The 19,571-nt window shown below is 43.4% G+C and carries 28 protein-coding genes and 1 riboswitch; of the genes, 9 read left to right on the forward strand and 19 right to left on the reverse strand.

Features of this window, described 5'->3' with window-relative positions:
• The first annotated feature begins 42 nt into the window (after positions 1-42).
• Positions 43-1,671, forward strand: a complete 1,629-nt coding sequence (locus ICN41_RS06755; RefSeq protein WP_216292234.1) for a peptide chain release factor 3 — start codon at positions 43-45, stop codon at positions 1,669-1,671.
• An 18-nt stretch (positions 1,672-1,689) separates the two neighbouring features.
• Here the strand turns inward: ICN41_RS06755 and ICN41_RS06760 are convergent, their stop codons facing one another.
• Together ICN41_RS06760 and ICN41_RS06765 are read right to left on the reverse strand one after the other, a co-directional pair.
• Entirely contained in the window at positions 1,690-1,923 is a 234-nt protein-coding gene (locus ICN41_RS06760; protein WP_216292170.1) for a hypothetical protein, read from the reverse strand.
• The gene (locus ICN41_RS06765) at positions 1,920-2,144 is read right to left on the reverse strand and encodes a DUF2798 domain-containing protein (protein ID WP_216292171.1); all 225 of its coding nucleotides are present in this window, start codon (positions 2,142-2,144) and stop codon (positions 1,920-1,922) included. Before ICN41_RS06765 ends, ICN41_RS06760 begins: the two co-directional genes overlap by 4 nt.
• A 219-nt stretch (positions 2,145-2,363) precedes the next feature.
• On the opposite strand from ICN41_RS06765, the gene ICN41_RS06770 reads away from it, so the two are divergent.
• Entirely contained in the window at positions 2,364-2,546 is a 183-nt protein-coding gene (locus ICN41_RS06770) for a hypothetical protein (RefSeq protein WP_216292172.1), read from the forward strand.
• 35 nt (positions 2,547-2,581) lie between these two features.
• Here the strand turns inward: ICN41_RS06770 and ICN41_RS06775 are convergent, their stop codons facing one another.
• Positions 2,582-3,454, reverse strand: coding sequence for a DMT family transporter (locus ICN41_RS06775; protein ID WP_216292173.1), 873 nt, complete (start codon positions 3,452-3,454; stop codon positions 2,582-2,584).
• Positions 3,455-3,528: 74 nt separating this feature from the next.
• Between ICN41_RS06775 and ICN41_RS06780 the strand changes: the two genes are divergently transcribed.
• The 3 genes from ICN41_RS06780 to ICN41_RS06790 are packed head-to-tail and all read left to right on the forward strand — an operon-like array spanning position 3,529 to position 5,096.
• The gene (locus ICN41_RS06780) at positions 3,529-4,035 is read left to right on the forward strand and encodes an MOSC domain-containing protein (protein ID WP_255537923.1); all 507 of its coding nucleotides are present in this window, start codon (positions 3,529-3,531) and stop codon (positions 4,033-4,035) included.
• On the forward strand, positions 4,035-4,430 hold the full coding sequence (locus tag ICN41_RS06785) for a GNAT family N-acetyltransferase (protein ID WP_216292174.1): 396 nt from the start codon (positions 4,035-4,037) through the stop codon (positions 4,428-4,430). The genes ICN41_RS06780 and ICN41_RS06785 overlap by 1 nt, the downstream gene beginning before the upstream one ends.
• A 21-nt stretch (positions 4,431-4,451) precedes the next feature.
• Positions 4,452-5,096 (forward strand): histidine phosphatase family protein, encoded by a 645-nt coding sequence (locus tag ICN41_RS06790; RefSeq protein ID WP_216292175.1) that lies wholly within the window; start codon positions 4,452-4,454, stop codon positions 5,094-5,096.
• Between the two features lie 52 nt (positions 5,097-5,148).
• On the opposite strand, the gene ICN41_RS06795 is transcribed toward ICN41_RS06790, so the two are convergent.
• The 3 genes from ICN41_RS06795 to ICN41_RS06805 all read right to left on the reverse strand — a co-directional run bounded on the left by ICN41_RS06795 (position 5,149) and on the right by ICN41_RS06805 (position 6,972).
• Positions 5,149-5,337: a hypothetical protein gene (locus tag ICN41_RS06795; RefSeq protein WP_216292176.1), complete on the reverse strand. Its 189-nt coding sequence runs from the start codon at positions 5,335-5,337 to the stop codon at positions 5,149-5,151.
• 178 nt (positions 5,338-5,515) lie between these two features.
• A riboswitch (glycine riboswitch) is annotated at positions 5,516-5,619 on the reverse strand.
• A gap of 149 nt (positions 5,620-5,768) precedes the next feature.
• Entirely contained in the window at positions 5,769-6,164 is a 396-nt protein-coding gene (locus tag ICN41_RS06800) for a VOC family protein (protein WP_216292177.1), read from the reverse strand.
• Between the two features lie 22 nt (positions 6,165-6,186).
• Complete coding sequence (locus ICN41_RS06805; RefSeq protein WP_216292178.1) at positions 6,187-6,972, reverse strand: substrate-binding domain-containing protein; 786 nt, start codon at positions 6,970-6,972, stop codon at positions 6,187-6,189.
• 188 nt (positions 6,973-7,160) lie between these two features.
• Between ICN41_RS06805 and ICN41_RS06810 the strand changes: the two genes are divergently transcribed.
• Positions 7,161-7,823, forward strand: coding sequence for an outer membrane beta-barrel protein (locus ICN41_RS06810; protein ID WP_216292179.1), 663 nt, complete (start codon positions 7,161-7,163; stop codon positions 7,821-7,823).
• 1 nt (position 7,824) lies between these two features.
• Here the strand turns inward: ICN41_RS06810 and ICN41_RS06815 are convergent, their stop codons facing one another.
• The 7 genes from ICN41_RS06815 to ICN41_RS06845 form a co-directional block, all read right to left on the reverse strand.
• Positions 7,825-7,971 (reverse strand): hypothetical protein, encoded by a 147-nt coding sequence (locus ICN41_RS06815; RefSeq protein ID WP_216292180.1) that lies wholly within the window; start codon positions 7,969-7,971, stop codon positions 7,825-7,827.
• 8 nt (positions 7,972-7,979) lie between these two features.
• Positions 7,980-8,813 (reverse strand): DUF5522 domain-containing protein, encoded by an 834-nt coding sequence (locus ICN41_RS06820; protein ID WP_216292181.1) that lies wholly within the window; start codon positions 8,811-8,813, stop codon positions 7,980-7,982.
• The gene (locus tag ICN41_RS06825) at positions 8,810-9,643 is read right to left on the reverse strand and encodes a hypothetical protein (RefSeq protein WP_216292182.1); all 834 of its coding nucleotides are present in this window, start codon (positions 9,641-9,643) and stop codon (positions 8,810-8,812) included. Before ICN41_RS06825 ends, ICN41_RS06820 begins: the two co-directional genes overlap by 4 nt.
• A 7-nt stretch (positions 9,644-9,650) precedes the next feature.
• Positions 9,651-10,043 carry a nuclear transport factor 2 family protein gene (locus ICN41_RS06830; protein ID WP_216292183.1) on the reverse strand — a complete coding sequence of 131 codons (393 nt, stop codon included), beginning with the start codon at positions 10,041-10,043 and terminating at the stop codon, positions 9,651-9,653.
• Positions 10,044-10,424: 381 nt separating this feature from the next.
• Positions 10,425-10,685 (reverse strand): EF-hand domain-containing protein, encoded by a 261-nt coding sequence (locus ICN41_RS06835; protein ID WP_216292184.1) that lies wholly within the window; start codon positions 10,683-10,685, stop codon positions 10,425-10,427.
• A gap of 64 nt (positions 10,686-10,749) precedes the next feature.
• On the reverse strand, positions 10,750-11,433 hold the full coding sequence (locus tag ICN41_RS06840; protein WP_216292185.1) for a haloacid dehalogenase type II: 684 nt from the start codon (positions 11,431-11,433) through the stop codon (positions 10,750-10,752).
• Between the two features lie 112 nt (positions 11,434-11,545).
• Entirely contained in the window at positions 11,546-11,944 is a 399-nt protein-coding gene (locus ICN41_RS06845) for an MAPEG family protein (protein ID WP_216292186.1), read from the reverse strand.
• A 378-nt stretch (positions 11,945-12,322) separates the two neighbouring features.
• Here ICN41_RS06845 and katG point away from each other — a divergent pair, with 378 nt between their 5' ends.
• Positions 12,323-14,470: a catalase/peroxidase HPI gene (gene katG, locus ICN41_RS06850; protein WP_216292187.1), complete on the forward strand. Its 2,148-nt coding sequence runs from the start codon at positions 12,323-12,325 to the stop codon at positions 14,468-14,470.
• A 113-nt stretch (positions 14,471-14,583) separates the two neighbouring features.
• Here the strand turns inward: katG and ICN41_RS06855 are convergent, their stop codons facing one another.
• Positions 14,584-15,030: a tetratricopeptide repeat protein gene (locus tag ICN41_RS06855; protein WP_216292188.1), complete on the reverse strand. Its 447-nt coding sequence runs from the start codon at positions 15,028-15,030 to the stop codon at positions 14,584-14,586.
• A gap of 186 nt (positions 15,031-15,216) precedes the next feature.
• On the opposite strand from ICN41_RS06855, the gene ICN41_RS06860 reads away from it, so the two are divergent.
• The gene (locus ICN41_RS06860; RefSeq protein ID WP_216292189.1) at positions 15,217-16,095 is read left to right on the forward strand and encodes a DUF6268 family outer membrane beta-barrel protein; all 879 of its coding nucleotides are present in this window, start codon (positions 15,217-15,219) and stop codon (positions 16,093-16,095) included.
• Here the strand turns inward: ICN41_RS06860 and ICN41_RS06865 are convergent.
• The 5 genes from ICN41_RS06865 to ICN41_RS06880 form a co-directional block, all read right to left on the reverse strand.
• Entirely contained in the window at positions 16,092-16,466 is a 375-nt protein-coding gene (locus ICN41_RS06865) for a hypothetical protein (protein WP_216292190.1), read from the reverse strand. The two genes, ICN41_RS06860 and ICN41_RS06865, sit on opposite strands and share 4 nt — an antisense overlap.
• A 139-nt stretch (positions 16,467-16,605) precedes the next feature.
• Entirely contained in the window at positions 16,606-16,737 is a 132-nt protein-coding gene (locus ICN41_RS11375; RefSeq protein ID WP_255537924.1) for a hypothetical protein, read from the reverse strand.
• 136 nt (positions 16,738-16,873) lie between these two features.
• Positions 16,874-17,428, reverse strand: coding sequence for a peroxiredoxin (locus ICN41_RS06870; protein ID WP_216292191.1), 555 nt, complete (start codon positions 17,426-17,428; stop codon positions 16,874-16,876).
• A gap of 78 nt (positions 17,429-17,506) precedes the next feature.
• A complete protein-coding gene (locus tag ICN41_RS06875; RefSeq protein ID WP_216292192.1) occupies positions 17,507-17,710 on the reverse strand; it encodes a hypothetical protein in 204 nt (67 codons plus the stop codon).
• A 204-nt stretch (positions 17,711-17,914) separates the two neighbouring features.
• Positions 17,915-18,592 carry a glycosyltransferase family A protein gene (locus ICN41_RS06880; protein ID WP_216292193.1) on the reverse strand — a complete coding sequence of 226 codons (678 nt, stop codon included), beginning with the start codon at positions 18,590-18,592 and terminating at the stop codon, positions 17,915-17,917.
• Between the two features lie 80 nt (positions 18,593-18,672).
• Here ICN41_RS06880 and ICN41_RS06885 point away from each other — a divergent pair, with 80 nt between their 5' ends.
• Positions 18,673-19,458 (forward strand): hypothetical protein, encoded by a 786-nt coding sequence (locus ICN41_RS06885; RefSeq protein WP_216292194.1) that lies wholly within the window; start codon positions 18,673-18,675, stop codon positions 19,456-19,458.
• The last annotated feature ends 113 nt before the right edge of the window (positions 19,459-19,571 follow it).

Genomic DNA, 19,571 nt, shown 5'->3' on the forward strand with positions numbered 1-19,571 from the left:
CTTATAATCCAGTCCAAACCGATTATTAAGCGCAGAATTACCATCGACACAAATACCCCAAACACCCCAGGAGCAGAAGTATTAAGGCGCCGTAGCTTTGCCATCATCTCTCACCCAGATGCGGGCAAAACGACGCTTACGGAAAAGCTATTGCTCTATGCGGGAGCCATTCAAATTGCCGGTAGCGTTAAGGCGCGCAAAGCAAGTCGACATGCAACCTCTGACTGGATGGAAATTGAAAAGCAACGTGGTATTTCGGTTGCAAGCTCAGTAATGCAAATGGAGTATCGCGATTGCATTATTAATCTATTAGATACGCCAGGCCACCAAGATTTCTCTGAGGATACCTATCGCGTTTTAACCGCAGTTGACTCAGCCCTGATGGTGATTGATGCTGCAAACGGCGTGGAATCACAAACCTTACGCTTGCTTGAAGTGTGTCGCGCTCGTAATACGCCCATTGTTACCTTCATCAACAAGATGGACCGCGAAGTCAAGCCGCCTATGGAGCTGATGGATGAAATCGAAACAGCACTTGGGATTGAAGTCGTTCCATTTACTTGGCCAGTTGGCATGGGCAAATCTTTTGCTGGTGTGATTGATATTGCCAAATCGCAAATGCGCATGTTTAAAGCAGGTGAAGATCGTGTTACAGAAGATTCACATGCAATTGTGGATGTGAATGATCCAGCCTTAAAAGAGCGTCTCGGTACCGACCTTGAAAACGCTTTGGCAGAAGTCGAGTTAATTAAAAGCGCCATGCCCGCATTTGATCAAGAAGCTTTCTTGGCTGGGCGTCAATCCCCCGTGTTCTTTGGCTCAGCGATCAATAACTTCGGTGTACGTGAAATTTTGAACACCCTAGTAGAGCTCGCACCATCGCCAGGCTCTCGCAAAGCCCTTCAGCGGGAAGTCAGCCCTGCTGAGAACAAATTTTCTGCTGTGGTTTTTAAGATTCAGGCAAATATGGATCCAGCACATCGTGACCGTGTCGCTTTCTTGCGCATCTGCTCAGGACACTTTCAGCGGGGCATGAAATTAAAAATTTGCCGTAATGGCAAAGAAGTTCGTACCAATAACGCCTTATCTTTCTTGTCACAAAGACGAGATATTTTGGATGAGGCTTTTCCCGGCGACATTATTGGCTTACCCAATCATGGCCTATTAAGACTGGGTGACACCCTCACTGAAGGGGAGCAACTTCAATTTACTGGCTTACCATTTTTTGCCCCTGAGATTTTCCGTATGGTTGAATCCGCAGATCCATTACGTTCTAAGCAATTGAGAACAGGATTGATGCAACTGGGCGAAGAGGGCGCAATTCAAGTCTTCCGCCCTATGGCCGGTGGCACAATGCTGCTGGGCGCATTTGGGCAATTGCAGTTTGAGGTAGTAAGCCATCGCCTTCAAACAGAATATGGCGCTGAAGTGCGCTTATTACCCGCACGCTACAGTCTCGCTCGCTGGGTAAGTTCAGACGATCCTGTGGCGTTAAAAAAATTCACACAAGAAAATATTCATCGCATGGCCGAGGATGTTGTTGGTGCTGCAGTGTTCTTAGCAACACATAAATCAGAGCTCGATGTTGCTCAGCAACGCTGGGAATCCATTCAGTTCCACGCCCTTAGAGAGCATGCTGGCTTAATCTACCAGTCCGACCTAGCGGGCTAAGCCCTGCTGAGTCAGGGTTTAGCGCTGCATCTTGCAATCAAACACCACCAAAAATTGAGTATCACTACTTCTAAATGATGCTGTCTTACCAAATTGCGCGCAATAGGAATTTGCATTTCCGGTCAGCTGCTCAATCGATTCGCCACTGCTGTTGATATAGGTAACATGATTTGCATCGGATGCATCTGTATACACGGCAGCACAAGATACTAAGTTCAACACACAGAATGCTGTAAATAAGTACGCTTTCATTTCAGCCTTTTAACTAATGAGCTTGTAACCCATTCAGCAAATGGGCGATAGAGCAAGATGCACACGATCGCTACCGGATAGGCCACTTGCCAGGATTCAAACCAGGATCCAAGAAACTTACTATCCATACTGTAACGAACAAAGGAGATGGCCAAGGTAATAGTCAGAGACATAAGACCCCCCATTACCAGAGCAAAAATAAATTTAGGGAGAGTGATCATAATCTAAGCATAAAGTAGGCATCTTGAGGATGTGAAAAAATGCGCCTCCATAAAGCCAAAGTGATTATTGAAAATAGATACATCCATAATGGATCAATCATAGCGCCTGAGGCTTTTAACTGTTATTCTGAAACGGTGATCACTATTCTGCGCCCTAGATAGGGGAATCATGTGAAGCAACATCACAGATTCATCATTCCAATACTCTAGGAAAATCCAATGGCAGTAAATCAAAATCAAAAAAATCGTAAGAGTAATTCTATGCTTACTAAAACAGGGAAGACTCGTTTAGGCCCCCTGAATATTGCTCAACTCACTAAATTACTAGAGTCAAGCACCAAGCCAAAAGAAAAAGATAAGGTTCAGCGAGCACTCAATAAGCTCAATGCTGCATCAGCCTAAATACCAAGCCCCGCAATATCGGGGCTTTTTACTTTCTAGGCCCTCTTGATTAACATTCTCTTGCCTAGAATGACAGTAGACACTACGAGAACTGCAAAGATTAAATTCATCCAAGTCAGCGGCTCACCCAACAACACACTTGCAGCCAGCAAAGTGCAAAACGGCTGAATTAATTGGACTTGGCTTACTCGTGCAATTCCTCCGATAGCAAGGCCCTCATACCAAAAGAAAAATCCCAGAAACATGGGAAAAAGACTTAGGTAAACAAAGATACTCCAAGCCATGGCACCAGCCTCTAAATAGATCGGCATAAATGTGAGGTAACTGAACACAATATTAAATGGCAAAGATATAACCAGCGCCCAAGAAATCACCGCGCGGGGATTCATTCGCCTGGAGAGCTCTCCACCCTCAACATACCCAATGCAGGCACAAATACCTCCAAGTACTAACAAACCATCTACCAGCGTAAAACTACCCGAGCTTTTTAATAGCGCGTAAGTCACGACTAGAGCGGCGCCTAATAAGGAGACTAGCCAAAACCCTATTGAGGGGCGCTCACCAAAACGCACGACCCCAATGACGGTAGTAGCCAAGGGCATCATGCCGAGAATGACTGCCCCATGAGATGAAGAGCCATAGGCCATTGCCACCGTAGTCAGAATCGGAAAACCAAAGACTACCCCTAAGGCAATCACCACAAACTTGGGGATATCGGCCTTTGCCATCATAGGCTCACGCTGAATTAGTAGATATGCCAGGGCAAACAAGCCAGCTAGAGCGGCCCTCCCGAAAGCAATGAAATAGGGGTCAAAGCTTTGTATCGCAATCTTGCTTACTGGCAAAGTCAGACTAAAAATGAGAATGCCAATAAATCCAATGAGCATTCCTTTAGTTTCTTTATTCACTATCACCCTTTTAATCTGATTGAATCGATTGTATTAACAAACTCCAAGGCATGGGCTGTAATATCCAATACATGATGAGCAAAAGTATTCAAATTCAAGCTATCTATATCGCCCCTCAAGCTGGGGCTCCTATGCAATCTATCGAAATAGCAGAACTTGTTGCTGGCGCAGGTATTAAAGGCGATCGCTACGCACTCCAAACAGGTGCCTTCTCACAGAATTTGCCTCAGAAAATTCGCCACATTAGCTTAATTGCCCAAACAGGCATAGATATTGCTAATGAATGGCTTAAAGCTGGCGAAGAACCCCTTTTTACCGCCTCAGAAACCCGACGTAATATTGTCTTGAGCAATATCACAGCAGCAGAATTAAACGACTATGTTGGTAAGACCTTTTTTGTAGGAAATATTGAATGCAAAGGTGTCGAACTTTGCGCTCCTTGCCAAAGGCCCGCAGAACTTTTAAATAAATCTGATTTTATGAATGCTTTTGCAGGGCGAGGCGGCTTGCGTGCAGAGGTGCTAACTTCTGGAAATATAAAAATAGGGGATGCTTTTGTGTCGGCATCAACAAATAATTGATGATTACCTATCGTGATGATGCCAAGATTACGGCAGCGCAGGCTATCGATCTGTATATTCGCTCAACCCTTGGAGAGCGAAGGCCTGTCGACAGTCCACAAACATTTGAAGCCATGCTCAAACACGCCAATCTCACAATCACCGCCTGGGATGGGGATCAATTGGTTGGGATTTCTCGATCTCTGACAGATTTTGCTTACGTTGCTTATCTCGCTGATCTAGCCGTAGATCAACAATATCAAAAACAGGGAATTGGTAAGGCGCTCATCGAAGAAACTAAAATACGACTGGGGCAAAACTGCATGATTGTTTTACTTGCAGCGCCGAAAGCCAATGACTACTACCAACATATTGGCTTTGAACATAATCCACGAGCTTGGACAATCAAAAAATAATTTAGCCTTTATGATGGCATCATGAATACAACTCGCTTTTGTTTGGTACGTCATGGTGAAACGGATTGGAACGCTGAAAGGCGTCTACAGGGTCACACTGATATCGATTTAAACCCACGTGGTATAGCCCAAGCGGCGCAGATGGCAAAAGCCATTAAAGCAATTGACCTGCAATTTGATGTACTGTACACCAGTGATTTACAACGTGCGGCCAAAACTGCAAACGCCATCGAAACTTTATTTAAGATAAAAGCAATTGTGGATCCCTCTTTAAGAGAGAGGCATCTAGGTGTATTGCAAGGAGTTAGTACTGCAGAGGCGCCACAATTTGATGCTGAGCTGTGGAAAAACCATCTGAGCAGAGACATACACGAAGAATTGCGTGGTGGAGAGAGCATTGCACAATTTGCACAACGCATACATCAGGCGTTAGAAAAAATTCGGCAGCAGCATCTTGGCAAAACGATCCTACTAGTCAGTCATGGTGGCGCGCTAGACATGATGTATAGGCTTGCTAACAACCAGGCCCTCGATGCCGAAAAGGCAGTCTCCGTTCCTAACGCTTCGCTCAACTGGATTAGTCACGACGGCAGCGCATGGAAGGTAGATCGCTGGGCAGACACTAGTCATCTAGATAGCTTAGCCCTGGACAACCTCGATCTATAGTTAAAGCAACAATGGACCACTGAACAGTGGTCCATTGACTAAAACCAGCACATCACTTCATTAACTGCTTTGTTTGCTGGTTTGCACAGTAATTCACAATCACATCTGCGAAATTCAAGTAACGCGAACTACTTTTTCTAAAACTATCTAGCTCTGCAGCAACTGGTGAAGCTTGTGATTTAAATCCAGCATCTTCATATCCAGGATGATATGGGGCCTCTTCAACAAATTGATTTGTCATACATTTACCTTTAGTCAGCAATAGCTCAACTGCATACACAATTGAACAAAATAAATTGATTTAAATGGGTGCTGATCCGCAGCAGCAGATCAAAATCATTGCAGCCTATGTAATAAGAGTGTGCATACAAATTCTCCCAAAAAGCAGCCCATCAGACACATGAACCATGTGGATGGATGCCGCTCCCCCTGTCCCTGATACCTGAGAGATTCACACTAAGCCTAGCTTAGTGCTTGCTCCTTCGGTGCACCATAAAGATGGTGGCTCTCCAGACGGCTATTTAGGATAAGCAGTACCTTCCTGGTGGATACCTGAGCGTTCATGGGAGTTTGCGCCTTCGGTGGAGGGATGCCCCTCGCTCTCCTGCTTTTCCAAATTATATCGTGATACTTTTGTATTTTGCTAGAGGCTTATTCGATCAAACCATGAAATTAAGGAATGAGCTGGCTAATCTCAATTAGGTTGAGATCGGGATCTCGTACATAGACAGACATAATTTTGGCTGTAGCCCCAGTACGCATTACAGGCCCCTCAAGAATAGGCCATTGCATTTTTTCTAAATTGGCAATGACATCTGCAATCGGCCTATCCGCAATAAAACAGAGATCTAAGGCGCCGGGAGTTGGAATGTGTGATTTTGGCTCAAACTCCTTGCCTTTGATATGCAGGTTAATTTTTTGATTACCAAATTTAAATGCTTTTCGCTCAACAGGCGGGGTTCCGCCGATAAATGATTCGAGCTGCATTCCTAATACATGCGTATAGAAGTGGATACACTCCGCCTCTTTAGCGGTTGTTAATACCAAGTGGTCTAAGTGATCAATCATCTCAATTTTTTCAAAAGAGCCGCTACCAAGGCAATACGGGCAACACAGGCTTAAGACCCGCCTTTTGAATCGTAGGTGCCGCTTGGGGAGACGCCAGGAAAGCGATTAAGTCGCGTGAAGCATTTAGGTTGTTCACGTTTTTAGTGATTCCGGCAGAAAATAAAACCGTCTTTTGTGCCTCAGGTGGTAGCTCGCCAATAAAGTCCACCCCAGGAATTGACAATAACTCACTGACTTGCTGAAAGCCAAGCTCCGCCTCTCCTCGAGCCACCACTGAGGCTACGCGTTCACTAAAAATCTTTCTGGCAGTTTTATCCATTTGCTCGGAGATTCCCATTTTTGGGAACAACTCGGTGGATAGATAAACTCCGCTAGCGCTGGCAGAGTAAGCTACAGATTTGGCGTTGAGCAAAGCCTGCTTAAGTCCTGCCATGGTGCTGATATCAGGCTTAGGAGCACCCGCTTTCACGACGCCTCCCATTACTGAGGCCACCAAATCGACTCGCGTGCCAGGCTGAACTTCGCCACTTTTAATAAAGCCCTCTAGAGCTGGTGCAGCCAAAATCAATACATCAAACTTTTCTCCTCGCCCTAATCGAGTAGGAATAGAGTCTTGGGCTGCCCCCATAGAAGACCCATAAGAAATAATCACTTTATTTGGTGATCGCTTTTCGTATTCAGGAACCAATACTTTTAATGCGTCAGCGAAGGCACCTGAGGTAATCACTTGGATATCTGCTGCAAAAGTTGTGCTTGATAAAAACACACTGCAGACAAATACAAATATTGAGCTCTTCAATTTGTTCATTATGTTTATATTTTTTACTCGTGTTTGTCTCAAAGAAAAATTAGTCGATAGTAATTTTTCCACTCTTTACTAACTATATGGGTATTTTTTCATTGACGCAATTGCTGTATATTAATTCTCTAGTTGGCATGCAAATAAATCCATAGGGGGCGTAAATGCACATTCGATCATATTTTTACATTCTTATCATGTGCTGTATTTCATCAATCGCAGTTGCTCAAAACTCAAAATTCTCAGGGCCTTATGCCCAATTTGGCATTGGCTATCAAACTGCATCGCCTTCATTTTCAAATACGAGCTTAAGCGCTGCAGGGCAGAGTCTTACGCCAACTATTTCAGTTTCAAATGCGAGCGGGTTTACAGGCACACTTGCAGCTGGATATAACTTCCTCTCAGGCACACCCTTATTATTAGGCCTAGGTATTGAATACACACCCTTTCCGACTTCAAATGCTACCGCATCCGCAAGTTATAGCGGCAGCGTAGGATCTTATTCAGATTCTGCTTCAGTTCGTGTCAATAACTCATTAAATATTTTTCTTGCACCCGCTTTGGCGCTGGATCAAGACAAGCTTCTATACGGCAAAGTCGGTTACACAGGGTCTAGTGCTAATGGGGTCAATACCGACTTTTACATGGGGGGTACTAGCTTAGGTTTTGGCTATAAACAAATTATGAGCTCAGGCCTGTATGGCTTTGCTGAGTACAACTACGTTAATTATGGCAGTCTGAATCGATCCCTCAGCGGAACCTTAAAAACGCCAGGCAATGTTAGCGTTCCAGCCACACTGAGTTCCACCGTGACTGCAACCTCCACAACCCTACTCTTTGGCTTAGGCTACCAGTTCTAAATTAAAAACCAATGCAGGCGACTGGCATATCTTGAAAAGGGGTGCCAGGAATACAGTTAACGCCAACTGGTGATGTGCTGCTTGCAAGACATCCACTCAAAAGAAATGTCAGCATCACAGCCATCAATATTAGTAATTGCTTTTTCATATGAACTCCTATTGATATTTTTTCCATGCTCTCGGAAACACTAAAGTATGTGCTTCCCCATTTTCTAGCATGGCATCCAAATTACTTTCTTGAAGTTTTTTTACCAAATCTTGCGTATAACTCGCACCAGCAGCGAGCACTTCATGTGGAAGCGCAAGTTCTGTTGAAAGTGTAATCTCTAAATCCATATTTTTTTGTAATTTCCATAAATTACTTAACAACTTTTCATAGGGCACATCAAAAAGGGGCGTATAAATAAGGTATTGAGGCCATGTATCAACCCGCCATTGGCGAATGCTCTGCAAATGAAGATCGCCAAATACTAATCGCTCAATATGCGCGCCTGTTTGAGTGCTAATTAAATCTAAAGCCTCTTGAATGCTGGCCTTGTAATCAGTATTCGGGGACAAAGGTACAAGACATAAAGCTAACTTGAAAAATTCTGCCTGCTTTGCAATGTTTTTAATATGAATATCCTGAATGGATACTCTGCTGGTTAGGGCACCAAAACTTGTAAGCAAAATCACTTTTTTATTTTCTTGAATCAAGTGATCTAAAGCCAGAAAACTATCTTTGCCGCCTGACCAAAATAAAACATCAATGTTTTGATCTTTTCCAGACCAATTCATGAGCACGGGCCCAGCCATCGACTGCTTGGTGAGATTGGGGTCACCCACATTAATGTGTCCATAAGGGCAATGCCTACAAGAGTTTCCGCAACAAGAGCCCTTTCTCAAAAGCGCTTTACTGGTGAGAACCTGATAGCCTGAAGCTGGATCGATATAGGTATCGCGCCCAGCAGCACAGGCTGCGCGATGTAACTCGTCAATATCTGTACTCACATCAGAACCTCTTGAGTATATGAGGCCTGGGGATATTGCGAAATAGACTGTAGTGCCCTTAATTGAATCTGATCTCTCAGTTGCTGATTGTTCACCAGCTCAACACAATGATCAATAAGATCTTCATATTGCGCAGCATAAATTCCATCCTGATAAATGGGATCTATTGAGGTTGTCTTATTCACCTCCCCAACAACAGCTACCGAGTTAGTGAGCAAATAAAAAACTCTGACTATCTCAAAAAGTTGCGACTCATAGTAATGGTGATTGAGGACTACTTTTGAGCGCTCAACCCACTCATCTCGCTCTTTGCCGTAGACGCCAAACAATACTTTTACCTTGAGGCCCTTAGCTTCAAGCCCATCTAATATGACTTTTCTTCTCTCATTTACTGAACCATAAAATAAGACATCAATTTCTTTGGGGACGCCTGAGTCAAGTCGCGCAAGTTCTTTTTGAAATCCGATCTTGAATAATTTTGTTCGATCAATGCCAAGCTGATTGAATTTTGCAATGTTCTTGGGGCTGTAATCCCAAATTTGAAAATGCTTAGCCCATGCAAAGATCGGTTTATTCCAATCAGTCTCTCCATAGACTTGTTCGGTATTTAGAATAATCGTGGAAGCAGGAATCTGAGCAATGAAACTGGGGTCCAAAAGGTGGCAGCCAATCAATATATTGCTAGCTGAAGGCTCCATATTATTAAAGCCAAAGCCAACTTCATGGCCAAGCTCCTTAAGCGAAAAATACAATAGCTCGCCCAACTCTAAAAAGGCATATGAGTGTATGTAATTGTCTGGCTTGACTAAGCAAATATTAAATCGGGTCATTGAGCGCTTATGAAGACTTGCTTGCTATGAGATCTGCATAGGCGATACATAACCACTGGCCACCCACATTTTTCCAGATACTTAAACGGGGAGAGTAGTCGGGAGTAAGTTCTTTGCCATCGAGGTATTCAAGCGCCGCAAGCCAAAAACTGACAATTAGGTTATCGCCGGACTGAGTAACCTTGAAATCTTTAAATTTGACAGGGCCAAGATTCATGCCCTTCATCAAAGTCATGGCACTTGCACGATCACAGGCGCCGCCCATACCTACAAATTGACAAGCAGGATCGAGCATCTTTTCAAGAGCATCCCAATTTTTTTCTTGGAGATATTGAACAGATAGGCGCTCTAATTTCTCGCCTTGTTCTGCAAGCTCAATTTGGCTTAATTGCTGCTCCATATGATCCCCTGAATAAATTAGGATCATCATACAAGACTCTATTCCTTAGGCTTTTCATCTAGAGCTATCTATCGCCATCTAGCGCTTTGATTGAAATCGAGCTAGCTCCGCACTTGTCCTACTTTTTTAATTCTTCAATTTTTCCCTTTCTTGCTGGTATTGCTGAAAGTTTGGGGTAGGAATGGGGGCTAAATCTTTAGAAGGATTTTTAGCCTTATCTTGCGAGCGCACACCCTCATAAAAGGATTCAGGACTGATCGTGTTGCAGGCACTGACCATTACCAAAGCGCCCAGAATGCAAGACGTCTTGAAAAAGGGGTGTCGAATGAAAGAGAACATCGTGATTGGCTAAGATACTCGCCCAGATGTGAGAGCAGAATGCTAAAACTTGAGTAGCGTCCACTCACTCAGGTTTATTTTGCCATCCTTGTCTTTGTCGGCAGCATCAAAGTTTAGACTGGAGATGCCCGCCTGCTTCGCCTCTTCACGAGAAATATGGCCATCTTTATTTTTGTCAATCACTACAAATGAACGTGTTGGAGTGGTGGCTTTGTTTGTGTCAGTACTCGCAGGAGTTTGAGCAATAGCCAGCAAGGGTGACAAGAAAAAGGCTGCTGCTATCAAAGAATATAGGGCTTTCATCTGAACTCCAATATAAGGTTGTTAGCAAGATACTAGCAGGGCGAGCTGCATTCCACCCACATCCTTAAATTACTTCCAATACTTTGCTTAATGAATTTCCTTCGAAATTGGGCTTCTCTCCAATTTCCTCATATGGATGCCCGAGACGGTTTACCCAGAACACCTCAAATCCAAACCACTTTGCTGCAAGGGCATCCCATGCATTACTGGACACAAAAAGAATCTCTTCTTTTTTAACTGGAAATGCCTTTAATAAGAGTTCATAAGCCTGTGGGGCTGTTTTGAATAAGCGAACATCCTCAACTGTGACCACCTGATCTAAATAAGGCTTTAAGCCATTACTCTCCACCACGGTCGCTAACATCTCCTTACTACCATTAGACAGAATGGCAGTAGCAATACCTTTGTCCTTAATAGCCTTTAATACTTTGAGGCTGTCATTAAAACCTGTTAGTTTGGCGTATTGATCCATCAGGCGTTTTTCATCAGACTCTCTTAAATCGAGATTCATACGCTTACAAACATATCGCAAAGATCGAATAGTCAACTCCCAAAAAGGCAAATAGTATTTACTCCCCGAAGGATTGGGATCGCTCATTGTGACTAAACGGGTGTATTCAATTTGACGATCGCGCCACATTAATGACAGCGCCTGTCCATGGCCGGGAAATATTTCTTCTGCAAGTTGCCCCATGGAGTAAACATCAAACAATGTTCCATAGGCATCAAATGCGATTAATTTATACATATCAACCCTAGTCTTTAAATTTAGAAAATGAATCTTTAGGAAAAGTCATCAGGCCCGCATGAGATTTATGGGCATATTTTTCGATTGCTTCTTTTATATTGGATTGCATTATCTATCCAAGTAACTTAAATAGAGCCAAACCCAAATTCAAAATAGCTAGAGTGATTAGCGTACCGAATGTAAGCTTCATGCCTAGCACGCGCTGACTAAAGTCTGGTGGGGGCGTATTAATTCCTTTTGCATGAATCAAGCGACCCGCAATTAAAACGATGCCTGGAATGGCAACCAACCACCAAGGCGCTCCATTAAGTTCGAGGCAGGCAAGCAGGAGAACTCCAAAGGGGGCGTACTCGGCAAAGTTACCCTGCGCACGAATGGCTCTTTCTAGATCATCGTGCCCGCCACTACCCAAACCTACCTTATTCTTTCTTCGAAGACCAATAACAGCTAAAGAAAGTCTGACAAAAACGATACTTAAAACAGAGGCAATGATTGAGGTAATCAATAGCATTGAAAGCTCCAAAGAAATATATTAAGTACTAAAGCTTAGCCAGCAGGCTGGGCTGCAAACTCGACCTGATCGACACCCTGGCAACATAGACACCATACTAACTCAGGGCTTTGCATATGGAAGTCCATGATCCCTAGAAATGTTGATTATCGATTTAATCGATTAATTCATTCATATTAATTCATTGGACTAATGCTCGGAAAGGGCGGAAGATGAATGTATCGCAATCTATTGCAAAGGAGTAGAAAATGAAAATCCAAGATAAGTTGGCTCTTATGGCCGAGGGGCTTTATTACCAGACTACTTAGTGCTTTATCAGGTAGTCTGAATACTCAAGACTAAGATACCTACATCGTCTTTACCTACAAGGAGAACAATATGACATCAAAAGGCACTTGCCCTGTCGCTCACGGGGCCAACACTGAGGTTGGCACTGCTCCAGCTTGGTGGCCACAGGCTCTCAACCTCGACATCCTTCACCAGCATGACTCTAAAACCAATCCGATGGGAGCGTCATTTAACTATCGAAAAGAGTTAAAAAAGCTAGATGTAAAGGCCCTAAAAAAAGATGTCAAAAAACTTCTCATTACAAGTCAGGATTGGTGGCCAGCCGATTGGGGTCACTATGGCGGCTTGATGATTCGGATGGCCTGGCACTCGGCAGGCAGCTACCGCATTGCTGATGGTCGCGGTGGTGCCGGTACAGGCAATCAACGTTTTGCCCCAATCAATTCTTGGCCAGATAATGCCAACCTAGACAAAGCGCGAAGACTCTTATGGCCTATTAAAAAGAAATATGGCAATAAGATTAGCTGGGCAGATCTCATGATTTTGGCTGGCACACTTGCATATGAATCGATGGGATTAAAAACTTTTGGCTTCTCATTTGGTCGCGAAGATATTTGGCATCCTGAAAAAGACATCTATTGGGGCTCTGAAAAAGAATGGCTTCAAAAAAGTGGTGGTGAAGGCTCACGTTATTCCGGTGAGCGTGATTTAGCAAACCCTCTAGCCGCAGTCATGATGGGCTTAATTTACGTTAATCCAGAGGGCGTTGATGGTCAGCCAGATCCCCTCAAAACAGCACATGATATTCGCGTGACTTTTTCTCGCATGGCTATGAATGACGAAGAAACTGTTGCGTTGACTGCTGGTGGCCATACTGTTGGCAAGGCGCATGGCAACGGCGATGCCGCAAACCTTGGGCCAGCTCCTGAAGGTGCGCCTATTGAAGAACAAGGTCTTGGTTGGATGAATCATAAGACTCGCGGTATAGGTCGAGATACCGTTACCAGTGGCATTGAAGGTGCTTGGACCAGTAACCCCACTCAATGGGATAACGGGTATTTTGAAATGCTTCTGAACCATGAGTGGGAACTCAAGAAGAGCCCTGCTGGTGCATGGCAGTATGAACCCGTTAACATCAATGAAGAGGATAAACCCGTTGATGTTGAGGATGCTTCTATTCATTGCATGCCAATAATGACCGACGCTGATATGGCCATAAAAGTCGATCCGGAATATCGCAAGATTGCCGAACGTTTTTATAAAGACCCCGCTTATCTCTCAGATACATTTGCTCGTGCTTGGTTCAAACTAACCCACCGCGATATGGGCCCTAAAGCAAGATACTTTGGCCCAGACTTGCCCAAGGAAAATTTAATCTGGCAAGATCCGATTCCAAAAGGCTCAAAAAAATACAGTATCAAAACTGTAAAAGCCAAGATTAAAGCGAGTGGTTTATCTATCAACGAAATGATTTCAACTGCCTGGGATAGCGCGCGCACTTATCGAGGATCTGATAAACGCGGCGGCGCCAATGGAGCCCGAATCCGTCTTGCTCCACAAAAAGATTGGATAGGCAATGAGCCTGAGCGTTTATCTAAGGTACTTGGCGTCTACGCATCCATTGCTAAAAAAACAGGTGCGAGCATTGCTGACATCATCGTTTTAGCTGGAAATATGGGGGTTGAACAAGCAGCTAAAGCGGGTGGTTTCAAGGTCAAAGTTCCATTCACGGAGGGTCGGGGTGACGCAATACAAGCAATGACTGACGTGGAATCCTTTGAAGTACTTGAGCCTCTTGCCGATGGTTATCGTAACTGGCTAAAAGAAGACTACGTTGTCACGCCTGAAGAGTTGTTGTTAGATCGAACTCAGCTGATGGGGCTTACGGCTCAGGAGATGACTGCCCTCATCGGTGGCATGCGGGTATTGGGCACAAACTATGGGGGAAGCAAACATGGGGTTTTTACAAATAATGAAGGTGTTCTAAGTAACGACTTTTTTGTCAACCTAACCAACATGGATTACACATGGAAGCCAACAGGTCGCAATAGCTATGACATTGTTGAACGCAATACAGGCGCAAAAAAATGGACCGCTACTAGGGTGGACTTAGTACTTGGTTCCAACTCTGTACTTCGTGCTTACGCAGAATTTTATGCTCAGGACGATAACAAAGAGAAGTTTGCGAAGGACTTTATTGCTGCTTGGACTAAAGTGATGAATGCTGATATGTTTTAGTGTGCTTGTAGCGGGCACAAAAAAGGGGGCAAAGTAATGCCCCCTTTTTTCTTGCTAAAAATTTGCACTCTATACCGCGCTCAGTTATTGCTATGGCGCGGCTAGTCTTGAGCTTACTTTTTAGCTTTATATTTTTGTACTGCCTGCTTTAAATCTGAATATTCTTCACAGCCAAAAGTACAGACTTTATCTAATTTTGCCAATAGGGCTTCGGCGCCTGGCAAGTCATTATTGATTAATTTGAGCTTTCCGTAATACTCAAGAGCTCCACGATGATCTGGATCTATTTTCAATGCCGCTTGATAGTACTTTTCTGCGCCAACTAGATCGGGCGGCTGTTTTTTGCGAAGACTATAACCAAGTAAATTATTCCAATCGGCTGAACTTGTTTCATTGGCAGATTGCAATTGCTGTATTGCCTGATCATATTTTTCAGCCTTAATACTTGCCCTTGATTGGGTTAGCCAAGCCGGATCTTGCTTAGCTGGAGCAGAATCGGCGGCCTGAGATAGCCCGGCGAATGTATAAAGCAATACAGCTGCAAGAAGTAGTTTTTTCATTTATTGTCCTTTTGATCAAGAATTTGTACTTTATATACCCATTATTTAGTTCTTGCTCAGCAGGGGCTAATTGTTGGTCCAATTCTCTTTTGAATTTCCATTACTATTGCATAGAACTAGCCATCCGGAAGGTCCAAAGGCATGAAAATCCCAATGAAGTACAAACTATTATTTGTAGTAGGGCTCATGAGCACCTCTACAACATATGCTCAAAACTTTGGGCCACAAAGTCCTCCGGTTGGATCAGTCATTACATCTGTCAACGTCAATGCGATTAACCAATTCAATACCAACACTACTTCTGGTGGAAGCTTTAATTGGCAGGACGCTAATATTAGCCTCAATAATCGTTACCAAATCGATGCGAACTCAAGCATTGGACTGAGCTTGCGAGACGGCTATCAAAACTGGTCTTGGAGCAATATCAGCGGCTATGGAACTCAAACCCCATGGAAGGGTATTCAAAGCCCCGGAATAGGATTAAGTTATTTTCAAAAGCTGGATGCAGACTGGACTGCTGGGTTTGCTCCGATTGTTGATTGGGTCGCTGAAAATGGTGTTGGAACAGCAGGAGCTGCTACCTATGGCGCCATAGGTAGTGCTGCCAAAAGATATTCCAATGATTTGACCATTGGTCTTGGTACAGGCGTATTTCGACAGGTTGATAAAACTAAAGTATTTCCATTCCTGCTAATTAACTGGAAGATCAATGAGAAGTGGACTCTAAACAATCCTTTGCCAGCAGGTCCATCTGGTGGCGCCGGACTTGAGCTCTCTTATGCATTGGCAAATAAATGGAAAATCGCTGGGGGTGCAGCTTATAGATCGTATCGCTTTAGACTAAGTAACTCTAATTACACGCCCAATGGAATTGGGCAAAATTCTTTTATTCCCGTATTTACTCGCTTAAGTTATGCAATAGATCGGGGCACTAGTGCGGACTTATATCTAGCAGCGAATGTTGGCGGAAAGCTCTCTGTGACCGATGTAAATGGTGCCACGCCCTACAGCACAAATTATCAAACAGGTCTTGCGCTCGCTTTTTCTGTGACTACGCGGTTTTAAGCATTACCTCTTGAGTGTGCAAATAGTTTCTTAGCAACAAAATTCAAAGTTAAAGAAATCATGCCCGTAAGGGCGCCGGTGACAATCGCCTCGGTTGTATATCCGCCAAAGTGCGTAGGGTGTACAAACAAGTCTGCAATAAAGCACATGCCACCAGTAATGCCAGCCACAAAATATTTATTGCGGAACCATTGGTGGGTAAAAGAGGAAAGAATGAGTACTCCAGCCCCAGTGATTAAGCCAGTCTCTACGGCTTTATGGAGATGGTCCAAGGTTGCCAACCAAATATTTCCTTGAACCATAACCAGCAGACAAGCAGGAGCTGCTTCACAAAATGGCGTTACAAATATTTTTAGCTTTTGACTCAGCATTGCGGCCTTCTATTCAATGGATTACTTACGTTAACACCCCAAAGCAAAGATCTCAAATAAAAAACCACCCGCAGGTGGTTCAATATTTCTTCAAGCTTAGAGACTAAGCATTAATCACTCATTTGACTGCGCAACATTCTTAAAAGTTGAGCGCAGAAACAAAGAGAGACAGGATGGTAATTGTTGAAAATATGCCGATAAACACGAGAGCCATAACTACATATATCTTGGCTGATTTATCTTTGATTTCAATTGCTCTTGTATTGCTCATTAGCTATCCTTTAGTTAGTTAGCCTTCAATATGCGTATATTAACAAAATATGCCTTTTTTAGGAATACCGCTTTGAGGGCATAAAAACGGGCTTATTTAGTCAATAGAAAGCAATTAGAGCTCAAAATAACTCAGCTTAATGGCTTTTCAAATAATCGATTACCCAAGCTGGATCACTATCGCTTGGGAAGATCGGATAGTGAACTGCCTCGATTACGCCATTATTCGCAATCAAGGTAACCCGCTTTAATAAGGTCATTCCAGCGGCTACAAAAGTTGGCATATTCAATGCCTTTTGAAATTGATAGTTCACATCACTAGCCACTGGAAATGGGAGATGAAGTCTATCTGCCATCTCTTTTTGATATTCAGTAGTTTGCACACTTAAACCCACAACTTCAGCACCCAATGCTTGCAGCTCTTGATAGTGATCTCTAAATGAACAACTTTGCGGTGTACAACCTCTTGCCCCAGGAATTTGATCCCAACCATCAGGCAAGGCAACATTAGGTTGCCCTGTCATTGGATAGCAGTAGATAACCAATTTACCTTTAATGTCGCCAAAGTTCATGCTCTTACCGTTGGTGGTAATTAAGGAAACATTTGGCAGCTTCATTCCCCTCAAATGATTGGTTGAACCATCATCTTGAGGAATGGGCAGGTCTGTAGGAAGTTGATTTAAATTTGTCATAAATGAATTCTATATAAAGCAAAGCCCCCCACATAGGCTAAGGGCGGTATCAACATGAGCCAAGGCAAATACTTCTTTTTATTTTTTTGCTTTAATTGCAAAAGATAGCCAGCCAAGAAAAATACCGATCAAAATCACCGCTATTAACTTTGGAGTATTTGAAAATGTCTCGCCCGTAGGTAAGATTAAATTAAGCGCAAATGCAATGCTGATAACCATTCCGAAGAAGCCAGCATATTTTGAGATTGCATCCTTAGCATTATGAGGTGTAGGTAAAAACATAGCATTTATCCTTTCGGCAATAAGGGGGGCTTAATTAAGCCCTGTTCTAAAACTTAAGAGGTCACAGCTGGTTAGACATTACATCTGAGTCTAAAGCAGGTCAATACCCATAAAGAAAATAGCCTAGCAAGTGGGCTATTGTGCATCTTGATGGCCCTCGACCGAATCGAACTGCGACCTAGATTACTGAACACTGATCTCTAATTATTGTTTAAGGACGGAAGCTAACTCTTGCGCTGGTGCTGAAGTTTCATGAGCGTATTTCAAAAAATTTTCCCGATGTCTTCTGTAAAACAACAGCCCCTCTTTTAAATTAGCCACCACAGCACCCTGATCGATCATCTCATCCCATAGATTCCAATCTTCTTGAGGATGAATACCATCTTCATATCTTTTCTTATAACCAATTTTTTGACCAAAAGCAGTGCGATACATCATGGAGCCATGATGTTGATCTTGTCGATCCCAATACAAATCGCCCTGATGAGGTCGCGTTTCACCTGGGACCCTCGTCAGAATTTCTTCCTTCAATTCACCAGTAACAACAATGTCATAAGTAACAATGTCAGCGCTGGCGTTTGACAACAACTCAATTGCGTCTGAGCGCAACCAATTATCGGCACCTATGAAAAGCACATATTCCGTATTGATTTGAGACAGTATGTCTTGAAAGTTATCCACAACTCCTAGATTTTCTTGTCTAAATAGGTATTCAATGTCTGGGTATAGGGCTGGTAGATGATTGCAATCAAACCCGCCATCATCAACAAATAATATTCTTGCTGGGGGAATAGTTTGAGAGAGCATAGACTCGATGCAATGAGCTGCAAGGTGTCCGTACTTATAGGAGGCAATGACGACAGTAATCATATTGAATGGCATTAGAGCATGAAAGTGTGACTTTGATACCCAGAGACATTCAGGCATAACCAATACAAGGTACAACTACCTATAATCAATCGATGCTGCTTATTCTTAAAATCACTATTGTTCCGCTGTTTATTGGCTTAATTACCTTAGCGGGTCGTAAATGGGGCTCTGGTGTTGCAGGATTAATGGCTGCTTTTCCAGTGGTAGCTGGGCCCATTATTATTTTCATTACGCTTGAACAAGGCCCTGAGTTCGCTGCCTTAACTTCTATATCAGCCATCTCCGCTACAGCGTGCTTACTTATTTTTGGACTAGTCTACTCTTGGGCGTGTATTCGTTTAAGTTGGTTCTTTGCCTTACTGCTTGCCTTAATAGCATGGTTCATGTTGGCACTTACCTTGGCTATAAGCAAACCAAATCTTGGCATTGCATTACTGATTGCCATTAGCTCACTGATACTTACGCCGTTTCTACTTCCTCGCACAAAACCGACCGCTCCGCCAAAAACTAAATTACACGATCTTCCTTGGCGCATGTTGGTTGGCGCCTTGTTGACTTTCTCTGTTACCAGCTTGGCTGCGGCTTTAGGTGAAGTTTGGAGTGGAATCCTTGCGGTTTTTCCAGTCATTGGACTGGTCCTTGCTGTATTTACTCACAATACTTTAGGACCCACCCATGTCACACAGGTTTATCGTGGAATGGTCAAGGGCCTTTATTCATTCGCGGCATTCTTTTTAACCCTAACTCTCTTGCTAGAAAAGACTTCTATTTTGATAGCAGTCCTAGCGTCGGTTGTCATAGCAATAGTTACCCAAGTCATTCTTCAGTTTATTACTAAGGCAATTACAAAAAACTCAGTGGGCAAGCCTCACAACTAGAGGATTTTTTAATTGATCTAATCAAGCTAATGGCTCAAAGCTCCACATAAAGCAAAGCTAGATTGAATCTCCACAAACCGTGGCAGAGTCGATTGGGGCAGAGGATATCTGGT

The organism is Polynucleobacter sp. 15G-AUS-farblos (assembly GCF_018882445.1).
In the GTDB taxonomy this organism is placed as follows: Bacteria; Pseudomonadota; Gammaproteobacteria; order Burkholderiales; family Burkholderiaceae; genus Polynucleobacter.